This is a genomic window from Lutibacter holmesii, assembly GCF_042679665.1.
Lineage (GTDB): Bacteria > Bacteroidota > Bacteroidia > Flavobacteriales > Flavobacteriaceae > Lutibacter > Lutibacter holmesii.
Genome location: NZ_JBHTMV010000002.1, coordinates 82,185 through 100,759, shown reverse-complemented (window position 1 = coordinate 100,759; position 18,575 = coordinate 82,185). Strand labels below are relative to the sequence as shown.

At 28.8% G+C, this 18,575-nt stretch carries 20 protein-coding genes and 1 riboswitch; of the genes, 7 read left to right on the top strand and 13 right to left on the bottom strand.

The features are described from left to right. Entirely contained in the window at positions 1–1,587 is a 1,587-nt protein-coding gene (locus ACFQ5N_RS01620; protein ID WP_386807173.1) for a peptide chain release factor 3, read from the bottom strand. A 146-nt stretch (positions 1,588–1,733) separates the two neighbouring features. Further along, a complete protein-coding gene (locus ACFQ5N_RS01615) occupies positions 1,734–2,660 on the bottom strand; it encodes a transporter (RefSeq protein ID WP_386807172.1) in 927 nt (308 codons plus the stop codon). A gap of 126 nt (positions 2,661–2,786) precedes the next feature. Between ACFQ5N_RS01615 and idi the strand changes: the two genes are divergently transcribed. Both idi and ACFQ5N_RS01605 read left to right on the top strand, forming a co-directional pair. Next, positions 2,787–3,305 carry an isopentenyl-diphosphate Delta-isomerase gene (gene idi, locus ACFQ5N_RS01610; protein WP_386807171.1) on the top strand — a complete coding sequence of 173 codons (519 nt, stop codon included), beginning with the start codon at positions 2,787–2,789 and terminating at the stop codon, positions 3,303–3,305. Between the two features lie 5 nt (positions 3,306–3,310). Continuing rightward, a complete protein-coding gene (locus ACFQ5N_RS01605) occupies positions 3,311–3,721 on the top strand; it encodes a 6-pyruvoyl trahydropterin synthase family protein (protein ID WP_386807169.1) in 411 nt (136 codons plus the stop codon). A 36-nt stretch (positions 3,722–3,757) separates the two neighbouring features. On the opposite strand, the gene ACFQ5N_RS01600 is transcribed toward ACFQ5N_RS01605, so the two are convergent. The 4 genes from ACFQ5N_RS01600 to tsaA form a co-directional block, all read right to left on the bottom strand. Then, positions 3,758–3,967: a YgaP family membrane protein gene (locus tag ACFQ5N_RS01600; RefSeq protein WP_386807167.1), complete on the bottom strand. Its 210-nt coding sequence runs from the start codon at positions 3,965–3,967 to the stop codon at positions 3,758–3,760. A 75-nt stretch (positions 3,968–4,042) separates the two neighbouring features. After that, positions 4,043–4,669, bottom strand: coding sequence for a Crp/Fnr family transcriptional regulator (locus tag ACFQ5N_RS01595; RefSeq protein WP_386807165.1), 627 nt, complete (start codon positions 4,667–4,669; stop codon positions 4,043–4,045). Between the two features lie 5 nt (positions 4,670–4,674). Continuing rightward, positions 4,675–5,265, bottom strand: coding sequence for a hypothetical protein (locus ACFQ5N_RS01590; protein WP_386807163.1), 591 nt, complete (start codon positions 5,263–5,265; stop codon positions 4,675–4,677). Between the two features lie 73 nt (positions 5,266–5,338). Beyond that, on the bottom strand, positions 5,339–5,830 hold the full coding sequence (tsaA, locus tag ACFQ5N_RS01585) for a tRNA (N6-threonylcarbamoyladenosine(37)-N6)-methyltransferase TrmO (protein WP_386807162.1): 492 nt from the start codon (positions 5,828–5,830) through the stop codon (positions 5,339–5,341). A 143-nt stretch (positions 5,831–5,973) separates the two neighbouring features. Continuing rightward, positions 5,974–6,172: riboswitch (cobalamin riboswitch) on the top strand. Between the two features lie 110 nt (positions 6,173–6,282). Here tsaA and nrdG point away from each other — a divergent pair. Together nrdG and nrdD are read left to right on the top strand one after the other, a co-directional pair. Further along, positions 6,283–6,732: an anaerobic ribonucleoside-triphosphate reductase activating protein gene (gene nrdG, locus ACFQ5N_RS01580; RefSeq protein WP_386807159.1), complete on the top strand. Its 450-nt coding sequence runs from the start codon at positions 6,283–6,285 to the stop codon at positions 6,730–6,732. A 3-nt stretch (positions 6,733–6,735) separates the two neighbouring features. Next, the gene (nrdD, locus tag ACFQ5N_RS01575) at positions 6,736–8,601 is read left to right on the top strand and encodes an anaerobic ribonucleoside-triphosphate reductase (RefSeq protein ID WP_386807157.1); all 1,866 of its coding nucleotides are present in this window, start codon (positions 6,736–6,738) and stop codon (positions 8,599–8,601) included. A 48-nt stretch (positions 8,602–8,649) separates the two neighbouring features. Here nrdD and ACFQ5N_RS01570 read toward each other — a convergent pair whose 3' ends face one another. After that, positions 8,650–9,015: a hypothetical protein gene (locus tag ACFQ5N_RS01570; RefSeq protein ID WP_386807156.1), complete on the bottom strand. Its 366-nt coding sequence runs from the start codon at positions 9,013–9,015 to the stop codon at positions 8,650–8,652. A 576-nt stretch (positions 9,016–9,591) separates the two neighbouring features. Between ACFQ5N_RS01570 and ACFQ5N_RS01565 the strand changes: the two genes are divergently transcribed. Next, positions 9,592–9,858, top strand: coding sequence for a hypothetical protein (locus ACFQ5N_RS01565; RefSeq protein WP_386807154.1), 267 nt, complete (start codon positions 9,592–9,594; stop codon positions 9,856–9,858). A gap of 107 nt (positions 9,859–9,965) precedes the next feature. Beyond that, entirely contained in the window at positions 9,966–10,169 is a 204-nt protein-coding gene (locus ACFQ5N_RS01560; protein ID WP_386807152.1) for a hypothetical protein, read from the top strand. Positions 10,170–10,181: 12 nt separating this feature from the next. Here the strand turns inward: ACFQ5N_RS01560 and ACFQ5N_RS01555 are convergent, their stop codons facing one another. Next, positions 10,182–11,129, bottom strand: a complete 948-nt coding sequence (locus tag ACFQ5N_RS01555; RefSeq protein WP_386807151.1) for a LysR substrate-binding domain-containing protein — start codon at positions 11,127–11,129, stop codon at positions 10,182–10,184. 124 nt (positions 11,130–11,253) lie between these two features. On the opposite strand from ACFQ5N_RS01555, the gene ACFQ5N_RS01550 reads away from it, so the two are divergent. Further along, positions 11,254–11,724: a Dps family protein gene (locus tag ACFQ5N_RS01550; RefSeq protein ID WP_386807150.1), complete on the top strand. Its 471-nt coding sequence runs from the start codon at positions 11,254–11,256 to the stop codon at positions 11,722–11,724. A 63-nt stretch (positions 11,725–11,787) separates the two neighbouring features. On the opposite strand, the gene ACFQ5N_RS01545 is transcribed toward ACFQ5N_RS01550, so the two are convergent. The 5 genes from ACFQ5N_RS01545 to ACFQ5N_RS01525 form a co-directional block, all read right to left on the bottom strand. Further along, the gene (locus tag ACFQ5N_RS01545) at positions 11,788–14,046 is read right to left on the bottom strand and encodes a M1 family metallopeptidase (protein WP_386807149.1); all 2,259 of its coding nucleotides are present in this window, start codon (positions 14,044–14,046) and stop codon (positions 11,788–11,790) included. 61 nt (positions 14,047–14,107) lie between these two features. Further along, complete coding sequence (locus ACFQ5N_RS01540; RefSeq protein ID WP_386807148.1) at positions 14,108–16,366, bottom strand: M1 family metallopeptidase; 2,259 nt, start codon at positions 16,364–16,366, stop codon at positions 14,108–14,110. Between the two features lie 65 nt (positions 16,367–16,431). Continuing rightward, positions 16,432–16,872: a DUF6702 family protein gene (locus ACFQ5N_RS01535; protein WP_386807147.1), complete on the bottom strand. Its 441-nt coding sequence runs from the start codon at positions 16,870–16,872 to the stop codon at positions 16,432–16,434. Positions 16,873–16,965: 93 nt separating this feature from the next. Then, the gene (locus ACFQ5N_RS01530) at positions 16,966–17,736 is read right to left on the bottom strand and encodes a carboxypeptidase-like regulatory domain-containing protein (RefSeq protein ID WP_386807145.1); all 771 of its coding nucleotides are present in this window, start codon (positions 17,734–17,736) and stop codon (positions 16,966–16,968) included. Continuing rightward, positions 17,720–18,502, bottom strand: coding sequence for a carboxypeptidase-like regulatory domain-containing protein (locus tag ACFQ5N_RS01525; protein WP_386807144.1), 783 nt, complete (start codon positions 18,500–18,502; stop codon positions 17,720–17,722). Before ACFQ5N_RS01525 ends, ACFQ5N_RS01530 begins: the two co-directional genes overlap by 17 nt. Between the last annotated feature and the right edge of the window lie 73 nt (positions 18,503–18,575).

The window sequence follows — 18,575 nt, the reverse complement described above, 5'->3', positions numbered from 1 at the left end:
TTAAAATTCACTAGTAAAGTGTAATTTAACACTAGGATATTTGCTTTGCGTCATTTGAATGGTAAAAGCAGAATCTGCTAAAAACACCAATTGTCCTTGCTTATCCTTTGCTAAAAAGCGTTGTTTTACTCGTTTAAACTCTTTAAACTCTTCATTTTTAGGATCTTCAGGTTGTACCCAACACGCTTTATGAACAGGTAAATTTTCGTAGCTACATTTAGCACCATATTCGTGTTCTAAACGGTACTGAATAACTTCGTATTGTAAAGCACCAACTGTACCAACAACTTTTCTACCATTTAAATCTAGAGTAAATAATTGTGCAACACCTTCATCCATTAATTGGTCTAATCCTTTGTATAATTGTTTTGATTTTAAAGGATCAGCATTGTTTACATAACGGAAATGTTCTGGAGAAAAACTAGGAATTCCTTTAAAGTTTAAATTTTCTCCTTGTGTAAGTGTATCACCAATTTTAAAGTTTCCAGTATCTTGGATTCCAACAATATCTCCGGGGAATGATTCGTCTACAATTTCTTTCTTTTCTGCAAAAAAGGCATTTGGACTAGAGAACTTCATTTTTTTATTTAAACGAACGTGTAAGTATGGTGCATTTCGTTTAAATGTTCCTGAAACAATTTTTATAAATGCCAAACGGTTTCTGTGATTAGGATCCATATTTGCATGGATTTTAAATACAAACCCAGTTAAATTTTCTTCTTTAGAATCTACTAAACGTTCTTCTGAATTTTTTGGCTGTGGAGAAGGAGCAATTTCAATAAAGCAATCTAATAATTCTTTAACACCAAAGTTATTTAATGCCGATCCAAAAAATACAGGTTGTAAATCTCCTGCTAAATATTCTTCTTTATTAAATGCAGGATACACTTCTTCTACCAATTCAATTTCTTCTCTTAAAGTATCTGCAGCAGTTTCACCAATAATTTCATCTAATTCAGGAACTGAAATATCATTAAATTCAACACCTTCAGAAATGGTTTGCTTATTATCTCCTGAAAAAACATTTAATTTTTTTCCGTAGATATTATAAATTCCTTTAAAATCGTAACCCATTCCAATTGGGAAACTTAAAGGAGTAACACGTAATCCAAGTTTTTGTTCAACTTCATCTAGTAAATCAAATGCATCTTTACCTTCGCGATCTAATTTATTGATAAATACAATCATCGGGATTTTACGCATTCTACAAACTTCAACTAACTTTTCTGTTTGTTCCTCAACACCTTTTGCAACGTCAATTACAACAATTACGCTATCTACAGCAGTAAGGGTTCTAAAGGTGTCTTCAGCAAAATCTTTATGCCCTGGAGTATCAAGAATATTAATTTTTTTGTCTTTATAAATAAAAGCCAAAACAGATGTAGCAACAGAAATACCACGCTGGCGTTCTATTTCCATAAAATCGGAAGTAGCACCTTTTTTAATTTTGTTATTTTTTACAGCACCCGCTTCTTGAATAGCACCACCAAAAAGTAATAATTTTTCGGTTAAGGTTGTTTTACCTGCATCAGGGTGTGAAATAATACCAAAAGTACGTCTACGTTGTATTTCGTCTAAAAAACTCATCTGTCAAATTTTGAGGTGCAAATATAGGTTTATTAGTTTAAAACTAATAAAGTTTGGAAGTTGAAAATTAAATTTAAAAAAGCTTTAAATTAAAAATATTTTCAATTTAAAGCTTTAGAATTTATGAGCTGAAAAATATTTTTAGACTAAAAAATATAGTTACCTGTAATACGCAACATATTTCCATCCATTCCATACTTATTATGAGCTACAGAACCTCCATAAGTAAATTTAAAATTTAATTTTGTTGAAAGATATACACCTAAAGTACCTCCAAGTTGAAAAGTACTAAGTCTCTCATTAAAATTAGCATTATCAATAGCTGTTGCTCCACCCGTAACGTAATAGCTGTCAAGTGAAACCCATAGCATTTGATTAATTGCTTGTGTTATATGGCTTTCTAGATTAAATGTTGGTTTTCGTTTTAATGTATCACCATCAGTAATATCATTGTTATTTGTATAAAATGAAACACTAGGTAATACTTCAAAAGATGTTACTTTTGATGTACCCCAGTTCAAAAATTTAATCATTGGAGCACCTAATTTTAATTCCCATCGGTTAGTTCCTATGTTAATAGCTTTTTCGGCATCATATTGCCCTATTGGAGCTCTAAAAGCTAGTTGTAAGTCTAAAATAAAATCGTATTTGGTTTTCATATATTCCTCAACATTAACAGCCGGTGCTCCTACAAGATTTAAAATACCCATTCCATAAAAATCTGCTAATCCAGAAGCTTTTCCTTGAAAATCATTATATCCACCTTCAGTATTTCCACCTGAGAAAAAACCAATAACGGCAGCAGTTCTACCTTTTAATTCAAAAGATTGAGTTAACATGATTCCATAAAGGTTTGTGTTAAAATCAGCATCAGCATTAATATAATTATTAGCTAATAATACTTGGTTAGAATTAATGTTAAAATATAAAGGCGTTGCAATTGTTGTTGCTTTAGGAACGGGCCAATATGCTCTAGATCCATCTGCTTGGGCAAATAATTGACTATTTGTACTAAAAATTAAAAGTACTAATAAGATAAAAGGAACAATTTTAGTGATTTTTAAGTTTTTCATAATTTTGGAATTTATGCTAAAATAAAAAATAAAGTTACTTAATTATAGAAAAAATACATAAACAATAATACTGTTAAACTATTCAACAATATTATTTTGTAAGTTTGTTACAATTCCAAAAAAAAAATGAAAGAAGAACAAGTAATACTAGTAAACGAAAACGATGAGCAAATTGGTTTAATGCCAAAAATGGAGGCGCACGAAAAAGCGGTGCTGCATAGAGCATTTTCAGTTTTTGTTTTTAATGATAAAAATGAACTAATGTTGCAACAACGTGCAGCAGAAAAATACCATTCTCCTTTGTTATGGGCAAATACGTGTTGTAGTCATCAACGCGATGGTGAAGCTAATTTAGCAGCAGGTAAAAGGCGTTTACAAGAAGAAATGGGTTTTGTTTGTGAGTTAGAAGAAAAAACATCATTTATTTATAAAGCACCGTTTGACAATGGTTTAACAGAACACGAATTAGATCATATTATGGTTGGTTTTTATAATGAAGATCCGGTTATAAATAAAGATGAAGTTGAAAGTTTTAAATGGATGAGTTTAGATGCTGTAAAAAAGGATATTGAAAAACAACCTGAAATTTACACAGCTTGGTTCAAAATTATTTTTGATAAATATTACGAATTTATAAACAAGTAATTGCAATGAAAGTAACTGTGAATAGAAAAGCACATTTTAATGCTGCGCATAGATTATATAATGCTGATTGGACTGATGCACGCAATGCAACTGTTTTTGGTAAGTGTGCAAATCCTAATTATCACGGGCACAATTATGATTTAATTGTAGCTGTTAAAGGTGAAATAAATCCTGAAACTGGCTTTGTAATGGATATGAAAATTTTAAAACAATTGATTGAAGTTGAAATTGAAGAAAAATTTGATCATAAAAATTTAAATGAAGAAGTTGAAGAGTTTAAAGATTTAAACCCAACTGCTGAAAATATTTCAGTTGTTATATGGAATAAACTACGCGCTAAAATTGATGAAAAGTTAGAATTGTCAATTACGCTATATGAAACACCTAGAAATTTTGTTACCTACACTGGTGAATAAAAAAACCTGCTAATTTATTAGCAGGTTTTTTTTATCTTATTTTTTTGGTATTTTACAAGTATTCAGCCCAAAAATTGAGTAAAGAGGGCAAATGCTAATTACACTTGTTAATAAAAATATTCCTCCGGCTACTAAAGCAATTACACCAATTGTTCCAGAAATAATACCTGTAAAATATAAAACTGAAATAATTATAGCTACCACTATTCTTATAAGTTTATCTGTAGTTCCCATGTTTTTGTTCATATCAAAAAGTTTTTAAGTTAATAATATTGCAAATATATGAGTCGTAAAAGAGTTGTGCAGTGACTATAGTCACCACTAGTCAATTATTTCAATATGATTGCTTTGCTGTTTTACTTTATTTTCAGCTTCTAACTTTTTTACAATTCGGCTAATTACTTCACGTGCAGTTCCAAGTTCATTAGCGATTTGACGATGAGAAATTTTTAAAGGATTTTTTTGAGTCATTTTTCTTTTCTCTACCAAATAATTGTAAACACGCACATCTAACTTATCAAATAATAAATGGTTGATGGTTTTTAGCAATTCAGTATAGCGAACATTGTATTGACTGTAAAATAATTGATTGAATGCCGGGTAACTTTTTAACCAATTAGGAATTAAATTGGCTGGTAATAACAATACTTTTGTAGCTTCTTCAGTAACGGCAAAAATTTCACTTGGTGTGTTTTTCAAACTTGCAGAAAAAGACATTACACAACTTTCCGAAGGTTTTATATAATAGAGTAGTAGTTCTTTATCTTCATATCTCGAAAAAACTTTAATAAGTCCTTCTAAAACAATTGGAATTACTTTAATAAACTGACCTTCTCTAACTAACTCGGTGTTTTTTTCAATAGAAACTATGGTAGAAGTGTTTTCAATTTCAGTTAGTAAATTGGGACTTAAAAAAGATAATTTTTTACGAATTACTTCTAAACTCATAATTACTACTCCTTTTTCTGTTTGTTCAATTCGTCTTGTAATTGGCGTCTTACTTTTTGTTCACGTTCTAAAGCTTTTTTTCTATGAGCTTCAAATTCTTCATCAAGCTCTTTTAAATCTAATTTAGCTTGTTTTGTTATGCTATTACTTTGTTTAAACTTTGAAATAAATAGTAACAGTAGTAATGCTAAAACTACAATTATAGAAAACATAATAGTTTTAAAAGTTCCTTTATTAATTTGCATTCCAAATAAAGAAATACTTTGAATTTCATTATTTAAGTTGTTAATAGAAACTTCTGAAGTATGAATAGCCAATTTAAGACTGTCTACAGATTTTTTTTGTGCACTTATTAATTTATTAGCACTGCTTATTTCTGTTTTAGATTTTGAAATAGAATCTGTAACATTTGATTTTAATTTTAGTAACCACGTTTTTTTAACAACTTTATATTCTTGATATTTATTAGAGTTTTTAATTAAATTATCAAATTGGTTATCTACAGAACCTGTATCTGTAAATTTTTTAACGGTTTGACCAAATGTTAATGAAACAGTTAATAGAAGCGTAACTAATAATATATTTTTAATTTTCATGTGTAGCGGGGTTATTTTATGTTTAGGTGTTTAACGTTGATTGCTTTTAGTTATTGTACAAAATAGTATGGGTTTATTTAAATCTATCGTCTGATTTAAAATTAGTTTTATCTAAATTTGTTTTGTTTGCCAGCCAACCTTTTTTTGTGTTAAATCGGTTATCAAAATCTTCAAAAAATGGTTTAATATCTAATAAAGGAGAATCGTTAATCATATCAACATGTAATACATGAATTTTATTATCAATTACACGTTCAATTTCAACTATAGAAAACCCTAATTTATTTGGTCTTTGAGGTGATCTAGTAGCAAAAATACCTTTAGATTCAGTATCCATAAACGGAACAACTTCAAGTTTTGGTTCATTAATTAAATGCAGGTGGTAAATTAAAATAATATGTGAAAAACCATCTATATTTTTTAATCCAGCCGTATAATTGCTATTTAATTCAATAGTTCCTTTAATATTTTTTGCACCCGTTGGTTGAATTGGCATATTCTCTGGTGTTAACCAAGGAGTTTTAATTTTTCCTATAATATCTAAATGAATACTTGTGTTGTTCATACCATTTTCTTTAAAACGCTAAATTACATAAATCAGTTATTTTATTTGATATATTAAAATATAAAAACGCAAATAAATTATACTTGTTCATAACTAGTTAATAAATACTAAACAGTCTTTTATTGTGATGTTTCTTTAAATTATAAATTTGAATAGAAATAGGTTCTACGCTAAATATAAATTTAGTTAGATTAAAAGGGAATTAAGTGAAAAACTTAAACTGTTCCCGCAGCTGTAAGCTCATTTTTTGTTTTACAAACTTTTGCCACTATCAACATTTATTAGATGGGAAGGCGTAAAACTAGAGTAAGTCAGAAGACCTGCCTTTTTTAGATATAACAATACTTTCGGGAAAAAAGTTAAGGGTATATTTCTTTAAGAAATTACATGTAATTAATTAAAAAAGTTTGCTGGTTTTTACCATCATTAATTTGTGTTATTCATATGTTATTATGAATTATTCAGAAATAGAAATTGTTTTGCAAGAAGTACCAGGAGAAATAAGTATTTGTTTTTCCATAACTGGTTGTGGTGTTCAATGTAAAGGCTGCCATTCTTCATTTTTATGGAATAAACATAATGGTACAAAATTAACTGAAGAAGTGTACAAAAGCATTTTAACAAAATACAATGGTTTTGCAAGCTGTGTGTTGTTTATGGGAGGTGAATGGTGTTTAAATGAGTTAACAAACTATTTTAAAATAGCCAAAAATTTAGGTTTTAAAACGTGTTTATATACTGGTGAAACAGAAATTCCTAAAAAATTAAAAGTAGAATTAACGTATTTAAAAACAGGTCCTTGGGTTGAAAGTCTTGGAGGCTTAAATTCTAAAAAAACCAATCAAAAATTTATAGAAGTACAAACCAATCAAATATTGAATCATTTATTTTTAAAAAACTAAACTATGTTAAGATTATCAGAAGAACAAATTACCAAAAAAATTAATTTTATTGAAAACTATATTACATCAAACAATGCCGCAGATGGGTCTGTAATGGATGCTAATGCCAATGTTTCTTCAAAAAATATAGCAACTATGGAGGCTGAATTAAATAAAGATATTAATATTCAGGTAAATAGAAAGTTGGTTAAAAACAAAATAAATGAATTATTTGGCGCCGAGTTGGCGGAAGAATATATTAGACAATTAGAAGCTCATGAAATTTATGTACATGATGAAACTTCATTAAAACCTTATTGCGTATCAATAAGTATGTATCCTTTTTTGTTTGATGGTTTAACAAAATTAGGTGGAGAAAGTAGAGCGCCTCAGCATTTAGAAAGCTTTTGTGGAGAGTTTGTTAATTTAGTGTTTGCCGTGAGTTCGCAATTTGCAGGTGCGTTAGCAACAGTTGAGTTTTTGCTATATTTTGATTATTTCGCACGAAAAGATTACGGCGATAATTATTTAGAAACCAATAAAAAAATTGTTGCAAATCATTTACAGCATGCAGTTTATGCAATTAATCAACCAGCGGCAGCGCGCGGATATCAATCGGTTTTTTGGAATGTTTCTTTATATGATGAATTTTATTTTAACAGTATGTTTGGTGACTTTGTTTTTCCTGATTTGACAAAACCAAATTGGGAAAGCTTAAAAACATTTCAACAATTTTTCATGAAATGGTTCAATGCAGAAAGAGAAAAAGCTGTGTTAACATTTCCTGTTGTTACGGCTGCCATGTTGGTGAAAGATGGAAAACCAAGAGATACTAATTTTGCAAATATGTGTGCCGAAGAATTGAGCGAAGGCAATTCTTTTTTTATATACCAATCTAAAAGTGCTGATAGTTTAGCTTCTTGTTGTAGGCTAAGAAACGAAATTAGTGACAATACATTTAGTTATTCATTAGGAGCTGGTGGTGTGGCAACAGGCTCAATTAATGTAATTACATTAAATATGAACCGACTTGTACAGCAGGGGAAAGATTTAAAAACTGAAATTACTAAAATTCAAAAATATCAAGTTGCGTATCGTAAATTAATTGAGCAATATGAAAATGCTGGTATGTTACCTGTGTATAAGGCTGGTTTTATTGCATTAGATAAACAATTTTTAACAATTGGAATTAATGGAATGGTGGAAGCTGCTGAAAGTCAGGGAATAAAAGTTGAAAATAGCAAAGCATATAAAACGTTTGTTACCAATTATTTGAAGGTTATTTATAATGCAAATAAAGAAGCAAAAAAAGAGTATGGTTATATGTTTAATACAGAGTTTGTTCCTGCAGAAAATTTAGGTGTAAAAAATGCAAAATGGGATAGTGAAGACGGATTTATTGTACCTAGAGATTGTTACAATTCTTATTTTTATGCAGTTGAAGACGATTCAATAAATAGTTTAGATAAAATAATGTTGCACGGTGAGGAAGTTATACAATATTTAGATGGAGGTTCTGCCTTGCATTTAAATCTGGCCGAAGCTCCAAATAAAGAAGGTTTTTTAAAGTTAATAGATGCGGCAGCATTGGCAGGTTGTAATTATTTCTGTTTTAATATTAAAGTAACTATTTGCAATGGTTGTAATCATATTGATAAAAAAACCTTACAAAAATGCAGCAAATGTGGATCTACAAATGTTGATTATGGTACAAGAGTAATTGGGTATTTAAAAAGAGTTTCTAATTTTAGTTCATCCCGTCAAAAAGAGCATAACCAACGTTTTTACCATATTGAAGGTCAAAAAAAATCAAAAAATGGCATTCAAGAAAAAAGAATAGAAAAACTACAACATCATTTTCAAGAGCAAAAAAATGAAAAATTTGTTTAAAAATTAGTAGGCTGTTAATTTAAAAGTACAGCCTACTAATAAATTTAATTATGATGCTTTTTTAATGGTTTCTTTTAATTGAAATTTAAAAACAGCTTTACAAATAACAGGTGTAAGTTTAGCATCTTTTCTTAGAACAACAATCGCAATTTGAAGCTCTGATTGATTTAATTTTTTGATGTTTGATTGAATAAGCAATTTATCGTTTAAAAATGCATTTTCTAAAATCTCTAATTGATATAACTTAGGATTAAGAGTTGTAATATCAGGATTTTTTAAAATAATAGCAGTTACAAAACGTTCCATTTTTTTGTAGAGTACATTTGGAAGTAAAGCTTTGCTATTATTTATATCATTTTTAGATACTGTGAAGTTTTTTTCTGGGTTTGTGGTTGTGAATTGTATAGTTTTCATAATTTTTTTAATTTAAGTGTTTATTCTCAAGGGTATGGGTATGCTAGTATTTGTACTGTTTAATGTGGCTAAACGTTTGTATAATTTACAAATGGATTGGTAGACTTGTTGTGATAGCATAAAATGTTTCATAATTGTTTTGTTTAAAAATTAATATTAAAAATTGATATAAAAAAAAGGTGCTTTTTGTTTAAAAAGCACCTTTTATATTTGTTATAATTATTAGTTTATTTCCTAAAATTATTGAAAGTGCTTTTTTTAGCATATACATATTGTTGTTTAAAATTACGCATAGCATAAAGTGTACAAATGGACTGAATGGCCAATTTGACTTGATTTATAGCTGTATGTGTAATAAATACTTTCATAATTTGGTATAAAAATAATAATATTATTTAGAAAATGCATGTTTTTTAATATTTTTTTATGTGATATGCTTGTTTTGTTAAATTAATCATAAAATAAGTGATATTGTATTTTGAAATATTAACAAATTGATAAGTTGAAAAGAAAAAAATAAAACAATTAATAGGTCAATTTCTTGTACCTTTGCACTTATTATAAAATCAATAAATTATGGCAAGTATAAAAAACTTAAAGAAAGATATTAATTACGTATTAGGAGACATTATTGAAGAGTGTTATGCTTGGGAATTATTGAACCCAAAAGCTGATACTGCAGCGTGTGAAAAAATTATTGATGATGCTATTGAAGGTTTTGATACATTAATAGATATGATACATTTGAAAAATGTTGAAAACAAAAAAGCACATTTCAAAAACATTGAAGCTTCACTTGAAGCTAAAGCGGTTGAACTAATTTCAAGAGTTAATAAGTTATAATAGAATTTTTTGTGTACGAATGTTAAAGTTATGTTTTTTTTGTATCTTTAAAACACTAAAAACCCTATGAATTACGTTCATATTATATAACAAAAAGTTTATACCCTATGGCAAGAGAAATGTTTGAGTATACTAAAACAGTCCTCAAGAAAGTTAGTTTTAATACTGAATTATTTACAAAAGAATTAGAGAAAGCAGTTAATAGGTTATTACCATTTGAAATTAAAGAATTATACATTTGGTTACAAGAGTTCACGTATAACAAACCTGAACTTTATCCATGTTTAGCAGTAATATCTAATAAAAAATAAAAAAAAGGAGCTTTAAGCTCCTTTTTTTTGTAGTATAGGACTAATTATTTTAACATCATTAAATGCAATTATACCACGTACAATACTATCAATAGTATTTTTCAAAGTTTCTATTAAATGTATTTTTAATTGAGATTTATGGTAAATAATACTTACTTCTCTTGCAGGAACAGGTTCTTGAAATTGACGTATGTACATATTATCTTTTTCATTTATATCTAAGGTTTGTAAAAAAGGAAGTAATGTCATTCCTAAACCTTCTTTTGATAATTTTATTAAGGTATCAAAACTTCCGCTATGTAATTGAAAGTGTTGATTTGTTCTTCCAACGGTTGTGCATAAATTAATAACACTTTCTTTAAAACAATGCCCATCTTCTAATAATAAAATGTCTTCAATATTTAAATCATTAACATTTATATTTTTGTTTTCAAATAAACGATGCTCTTTAGGTACAAAACCTACAAAAGGCTCATAATACAATACTCTTTCTTTAATCGATTCATTTTCTAAAGGAGTTGCAGCAATGGCAACATCAATATGACCGTCAGATAATTTTTTAATACAATCTTCAGTGGTTAATTCTTCAATTTTTAAATTTACCTTAGGGTATTTTTTAATGAATGTTTTTAAAAATAACGGTAATAATGTTGGCATAATGGTAGGAATTATACCTAATTTAAAATCGCCGCCAATAAATCCTTTTTGTTGTTCAACAATGTCAGTTATTCTATTGCTTTCATCAACAATAATTTTGGCTTGTTCAATAATTTTTGAACCAATTTCAGTTAACTGAATAGGTTTTTTATTCCTATTAAAAATTTTGGTATCCAATTCATCTTCTAATTTTTGAATTTGCATACTTAATGTGGGCTGTGTAACAAAACAATGTTCTGATGCAGTGGTGAAATTTCTATATTCTGCAACAGCTAAAACATATTTCAATTGTGTGATAGTCATAACTATAAATTTTACCGATAAAGATATTAAAACTATCAATTACAATTATAATTATTTACTCTTTTTTTTAAGGAAATTTGTATTAGAAATAAAAACAAAATTATATACATAAAATTATAACATTATGAGTACTACAATAATAGGATTAAACACAAAACAAGCAGAAAATTTATCAGTTAGTTTAAATGAATTATTATCAAATTTTCAAGTTTATTACCAGAATTTGAGAGGTTTACATTGGAATATTAAAGGGAAATCTTTTTTTGAATTACATGTGAAGTTTGAAGAGTTTTATACAGATTCTCAAGAAAAAATTGATTTAATAGCAGAGCGTATTTTAACTTTAGGAGGTACACCTTTGCATACTTTTTCAGATTATAGCGAACTTGCAAAAGTTCCTGTAGGGAAAAATGTGACAAATGATGTTGAAGGAGTTACTTTAGTTGTAAATTCTTTGTCTGAATTATTAAAAATTGAACGTTCAATTTTAGAAGAATCTGATGATGCAAATGATGAAGGAACAAATTCTATGATGAGCGATTTTATTGCTGAACAAGAAAAAACTATTTGGATGTTAAATGCTTGGTTATCTTAAAAAGAGCATTAATTCTAATTTAGAATAGCAAAAAAAAAGCCACTTTTAAAAGTGGCTTTTTTTTTATCCTTTTATATTTTTTTGTTTGAATTTATCGAATTGGGTTTCTGTTGATTTTGGCCAACTGTTATTGCTGGTATCAACATCAGCAGTTTCTTCGTCAGGATCAATAGTTATTTTAGTAATAATTTTACTTGAAGGCACCACTTTTGTAACTTGGCTATCATTTTTTCTCCAAATTTGAGCAGGATATTGCTTTCTTTCTTTTGTTCCATCTTCATATTCAAACTCCACAATAATTGGCATAACTAATTCTCCTGGTTTTTCAAAAACTACTTCGTAAAAGTATTTTGGAACTGTTAAATCAGCTTTTTCTTCCGAAGAAAAATTAGTATCAATATATGAACTTAGTACCGAATAATCTTCAGGTTTTTTTGCTTTTAAATCTTCTGTAAATTCGTTACTATCTTCTGAAACTAAATACAGTGATGGAGGTAATTGATCAACAGTAATACCGTATCTTTTTGCCATATTTTGAGCACGTTCTGTTGGTTTATCTGTTACGTAGTATTTTTTAACTTCTTTTATTCCAATGTCATTTGTTCCGGTAGTGTAAAACCATCCTCTCCAAAACCAATCTAAATCCATTGCTGAAGCATCTTCCATAGTTCTAAAAAAGTCGGCAGGAGTAGGGTGTTTAAACATCCAACGTTGTGAGTAAGTTTTAAAGGCGTAATCAAACAATTCTGGACCCATAATTGTATTTCTTAAAATCCAAAGTGCGGTAGCAGGTTTTGCATATGCATTGTTTCCAAATTCATAAACATCATCTCCAACTGACATGATTGGTGCTATTTTAGATTGATCTCCTTTCATATATCTCACAATATTTTTTGGTAAACCTCTATTTAACGGGTAGCCTTCTTCATAATCCATTTGTGCTAACATTTGTACAAAAGAATTTAATCCTTCATCCATCCAAGTCCAACGACGTTCATCAGAGTTTATAATCATTGGGAAAAAGTTATGACCTACTTCATGAATTGTTACACCAATCATTCTATATTTAGTACGATCGCTGTAAGTTCCGTCAGTATTTGGTCTTCCTGGATTGAAACAAATTTGTGGATATTCCATTCCCATTTGTCCGTCTACAGAAATTGCTTTATGGTAAGGATAATCAAAAGTATATCGTGAATACGTTTTTAATGTTTGTGCAACAGCTCTTGTTGAATGATCACCATACAAAGGATTTGCTTCTTTTGAATAGTAAGAATAAGCCATTACGGTTCTTCCGTTAATATCAACAGCCATAGCGTCCCAAATAAATTTTCTTGAAGAAGCAAACGCATAATCTCTTACATTTTCAGCGTAGAATTTCCATGTTTTTGTTGTTGAAGATTTTGATTGTTCAATAACAGTTGCTTCATCTTGCGTTACAATTACAATTGGATTTTCATAAGATTTTCGTGCTTCTGCTAATCTTTTTTGTTGTGTTTTTGTAAGAACTTCTTTTTCGTTTTTTAAAACACCTGTTGCTCCTAACATATGATCGCTAGGTGTAGTTATGTTTACTTCATAGTTTCCAAACTCTAATGCAAATTCACTTCGTCCCCAAAATTGGTCGTTTTGCCAACCTTCAACATTATCATATACACAAAGGCGTGGAAAAAATTGAGCAATTACATAACTGTTATTATCATCTTCTGGAAAATGTTCGAACCCAGATCGTCCTCCTTGAGTTACGTGGTTGTTAATATTGTACCACCATTTAATTTTAAATGAAAACGTTGTACCTGAAGCTAATGGTTTGTCAAGGTTAATACGCATCATTGTTTGATTGATAAGGTAAGAGATTGGGCTATCATCAATATTTTTAACATATTCAATCTTAAATCCACCATCAAAAGGGTTATTTATAAACTGAGTTGTAAATTTAGTTGGATTGTAAAGAGCACTTGTACTTTCTCCTTTTACTAATGGAGATTTAGAGTCTTTAGCACGCATATTTTGATCTAGTTGCACCCATAAATACTCTAAATTATCTTTTGAATTGTTGTGATAAGTAATAGTTTCTTCTCCTAATATACGTTGATTTTCATCATCTAAAATTATATCCATTTTATAATCAACTTGCTGTTGATTGTATTGGTGTCCTGGTGCACCAGAAGCAGTATGTACATTATTTGGAGTTGGTAATTCTTCGTTTAATTGTTTAAACTTACTAATGTTATAATGTGCTTTTTGTTTTTTTGTTTCTTGAGAAAAAGCAATTGCTGTAATAAAAAATAAAAGTAACGAGTTAAAATATATTTTCTTCATAGTTAGGTATTGTAATAAAATATTATAAATAGTAAGAGCCACAAAATGTGGCTCCTATGTTTTATCCTTTAATTTGATCTTTTTTAAATTTATCAAATTCAGTTTCAGTTGTTTTTGGCCAACTATTATTAGTAGTGTCAACATCAGCAGTTTGCTCATCAGGATCTACTGTTATTTTTGTTATAGCTTTACTTGAAGGTACTACTTTTGTAACTTGGTCATCATTTTTTCTCCAAATTTGTGCAGGGTATTGTTTACGTTCTTTAGTACCATCTTCATATTCAAATTCAACTATAATTGGCATTACTAAATCTCCAGGTTTTTCAAATACCACTTCGTAAAAGTATTTTGGAGTTTTTAAATTACTTTTTTCTTCTTCTGAAAAATTATCATTAATATAATCACTTAAAACACTATAATTTTCAGGTGTTTTTGTTTTTAAATCATCTGTGAATTCTTCACTATCTTCAGATACTAAATACAATGATGGTGGCAATTGATCTACTGTAATTCCGTAACGTTTAGCCATATTTTCAGCACGTTTTGTAGGTTTATCAGTAACATAATATTTTTTTACTTCTTTGATGCCAATATCGTTGTTTCCAGTAGTATAAAACCAACCTCTCCAAAACCAGTCTAAATCCATTGCTGAAGCATCTTCCATAGTTCTAAAAAAGTCTGCTGGTGTTGGATGTTTAAAAGCCCAACGGTTGGCATACGTTTTAAAAGCATGGTCAAAAAGTTCTGGCCCCATAATGGTTTGGCGTAAAATAAATAAACCTGCTGCTGGTTTTGAGTAAGCATTTGCACCAAAATTAAAAACGTTATCTCCGTGAGACATTATTGGTGCTAAACGATCTTGGTCTCCTTTCATATAGCGTGTAATATCTTTTGGTTGTTTACCCATTGGAAATAATTCAGGATCGTATTCGTATTCAGCTAAAATTTCAACAAATGAGTCTAAACCTTCATCCATCCAAGTCCATCTACGCTCATCAGAATTTACTATCATAGGGAAAAAATTATGACCAACTTCATGAATAATTACACCAATCATTCCTTTTTTAGTTCGTTCACTAAAGTTTCCGTTTTCATCAGCTCTACCAAAATTAAAGCATATCATAGGGTATTCCATTCCCATTTGAACATTTACAGAAGTTGCATGCGGATACGGATAATCAAAAGTGTGTTTAGAATATACTTCTAACGTTTTTGCAACCGCTCTTGTTGAATGTTCTTCCCATAGTTTTCCACCTTCTTTTGGGTAAAGTGAATAGGCCATAGCTGTTTTATCATTTAACTTTACAGCCATTCCATCCCACATATAATTTTTTGAAGTTGCAAAGGCAAAATCACGTACATTTTCAGCGTATAACTTCCAAGTTTTTGTTTTTGTACTTTTTCCTTTTGAAGCTTCTAATGCTTCTTCAGGTGTAACAATATAAATAGGTTTGTCATATGTTGTTTGTGCTTTTTGATAAGCTTTATATTGAGTTTTTGTTAGTACTTCTTTTGGGTTTTTTAAAGTTCCTGTACCGTTTAAAACAAAATCACTTGGAGTGGTAATTGAAACTTCATAATTACCAAATTCTAAAGCAAATTCACTAGATCCCCAAAATTGCATATTTTGCCATCCTTCAACATTGTTATATACTGCTAATCTTGGATAAAATTGTGCAATTGCATAGGCTGCATTTCCATCTTCAAAAAATTCATAACCAGATCTTCCTCTATCAGTTTGGTAATTGTTAATATTATACCACCATTTTATGTTAAAAACATAAGTTGCTCCAGGAGCAAGCGGTTGCTTTAAATTAATTCGCATCATAGTTCTATTAATCATATAATCAATAGGATTTCCACTAGCATCATTTACGTGTTCTATGTTAAAACCACCTTGAAAAGGTTTTCCCATAAAGCTACTTGCAAATTTTTCAGGAGCGTATAAAGGTCTTGGTCCGTTTCCTTCAGCAAGAGGAGATTTTGAATCAGGTGCACGCATATTTTGATCTAATTGCACCCACAAATATTCTAAATAATCTTTTGAATTGTTATGGTAAGTAATAGTTTCTTCTCCTTTAATTTGTTGGTTTTCATCATTCAAAACCAAATCAATTTTATAGTCAACTTGTTGTTGAGTGTACTCGTAACCAGGTGCTCCAGATGCTGTGTGTTGGTTGTTGGGTGTTGGTAACTCTTCGTTTAGTTGTTTAAATTTACTAATGTTGTAATGTGCTTTAGTTTCTTTTTCATTTTCCTGTGCGAAAAATGGGGTTGTAGTAAATAGTATTGCAAGTACTATTAATAATGATTTTTTCATTTGCGATGGTTAAATTTAAATAAGCACCTAAAATAAATATTTTTAACAAGTATTAGCGTTTTTTCTTATATTTTTAACAAACAATTAGGATTATTGTTGTTTAAATAAAAAGATTTGTGGAGTTTGTTTACTTTTAATTTAATTATATTTTGTTGATCTTCAAAATATTCGAATAAACAAGAGTTGAATATTTCAATTGAATTTAATTGTTGAATATTTTCAATTTCTAAATAAAACCTTACAATATCATCATCATATTCTTTTCCAATAAAATTATAAGTACATAAGTTTTCGTTGGCAATAACTTTAAAGTGTTTATTTAAATAGGCTTCGTAATATTTATCAATGTCTTTATATTCTGTTTTTGTGGCTAAATTTAATGTTGCATTGTGTTCTTTGTTTAAAACAACTTCAATATCATCAATAAATAAACCTAAAATTATTTGAATGGATTCTTGCTCTTGGTTATATTCAATTTCACATAAACTAATATAATATTTGTGCATTGTGAAAGCGAGTAGGGGAACAAGTAGTGCAATTGATAGATACTTTGGAAGTTTCATGTTTTTTAAAAATGGAGATTTAACAAAGAGCTGTAATTATTTTTTTAATTCTAAATACTCATTGCTCTGTAAAACTAGAAAATTTTTAACAAGAAACTCATTACTGTCATATAATTCTCTTAAACCATTTGCTTCGCAAAAATCTAAGAAAACATTTATTTCATCAACAGGAATGTACAACCATTCTACAAAAAACTTATCGCCGTAATCATTTCTTATTTTAAATGCAAAACCATCTTTAAGGCGTGTAACACGAATGTTTTCATTGTTTTCAGCTCGTTTTTTTGCTTTTGCATTTTTTGTTATTGCATTATAAATACCAATAAAACTAACACCATTGGTTAATTGAGTATTGTAGTCAAATGTTCTACTTACGTCTGGTGCAGCGCTTCTGGTTATTTCATCTTCATCAAGAATTGTTCTTCTATCAATAGCAACATTGTTAAATTCAAGACGCACTTTTCTTAATATTTCAACTTCATCTAATTCATTAAATCCAGGTTCTAGATAAACAGTTAATGATTTTTCTTCAATGATATGATCTGTAATTACAATAGTTCTATTTTGATATGAAATTGAAGAAAATAAAATAGAATCTCCTTTGGCAGCAGGGATAATAAAAATACCATGTGAATTACTAGCAGTTCCTATTTTAGTTGCTAAGTTTACAATGTTTATACCTTCTAAAAAGGTATCATTATATTTAACTTTTCCTTGTAAAATTGTTCTATCTTCTTGAGCGTATAATTTAACACCAAAGTTAAAAATAAGGGCAGTAATTAGTAGTATTTTAATGTTTAATTTCATTGTATGTTTTACTTTCTTTTTTTAATATATTTAGAACTTCTAAAACTTTGTTATCGTAATATTTTTCAAAAATTTCATAATATTCACAGTAAGATAAGAAATTATTAATTTGATCTGCTTCAATTTTTAAATCTTTTGTAAAATACTCAATTCCAAATTCATTTTGTATTTTTTTTGAAAAATCTTTTCGTAATGCAAGCTCACGTTTTTGTTTTAGCATTTTTTCATAACCTTTTGCTGGTAATGAAATACCATTACTTAGCGGGCCTATTGGGTCTGTAATAGCATGTGCGTTAGGTCTTTTAGACTTTTGGTAACTGTCATCAGGTAGTTGTTTGTATAAATCTTTTTTACTGTAAACGTAGCCAACTTGTGGAGTTGTTTCTTTTGGTCTACTAGCCATGTCTGCTCTTAAATTTCCTGATAAATGTTTTAAAAATACTTCATCTAATTCGTTTACATTGGCTGTTAACTCAATAATTAATTGTTTAGATGCTATATTGTTTTGAGATACAATTATTGTTAATTTTTTATACTGAAGTGAAGAAATGTACAATGTGTCATTTAAAGCAACATTTAACTCAAATTTTCCTGCATTATTTGTGATAGTTCCTTTTCTTTTAGAAATGTTATACACGTGAACGTTCTCAATACCTTTTGAATTGTTTACAACTTCTCCCTGAATAGTAATTGCATCCTTTTCTTGAGAATAGGACTTTAAAATACTAATGCATATAATAAAAAAGAAGGGTAGTTTTATATTCACAGTTACAAATAAAGAAATACATATCTTAAAATAGTATTAATGCTATTGTAAATTTTTGTTAAAGGATGTAAAA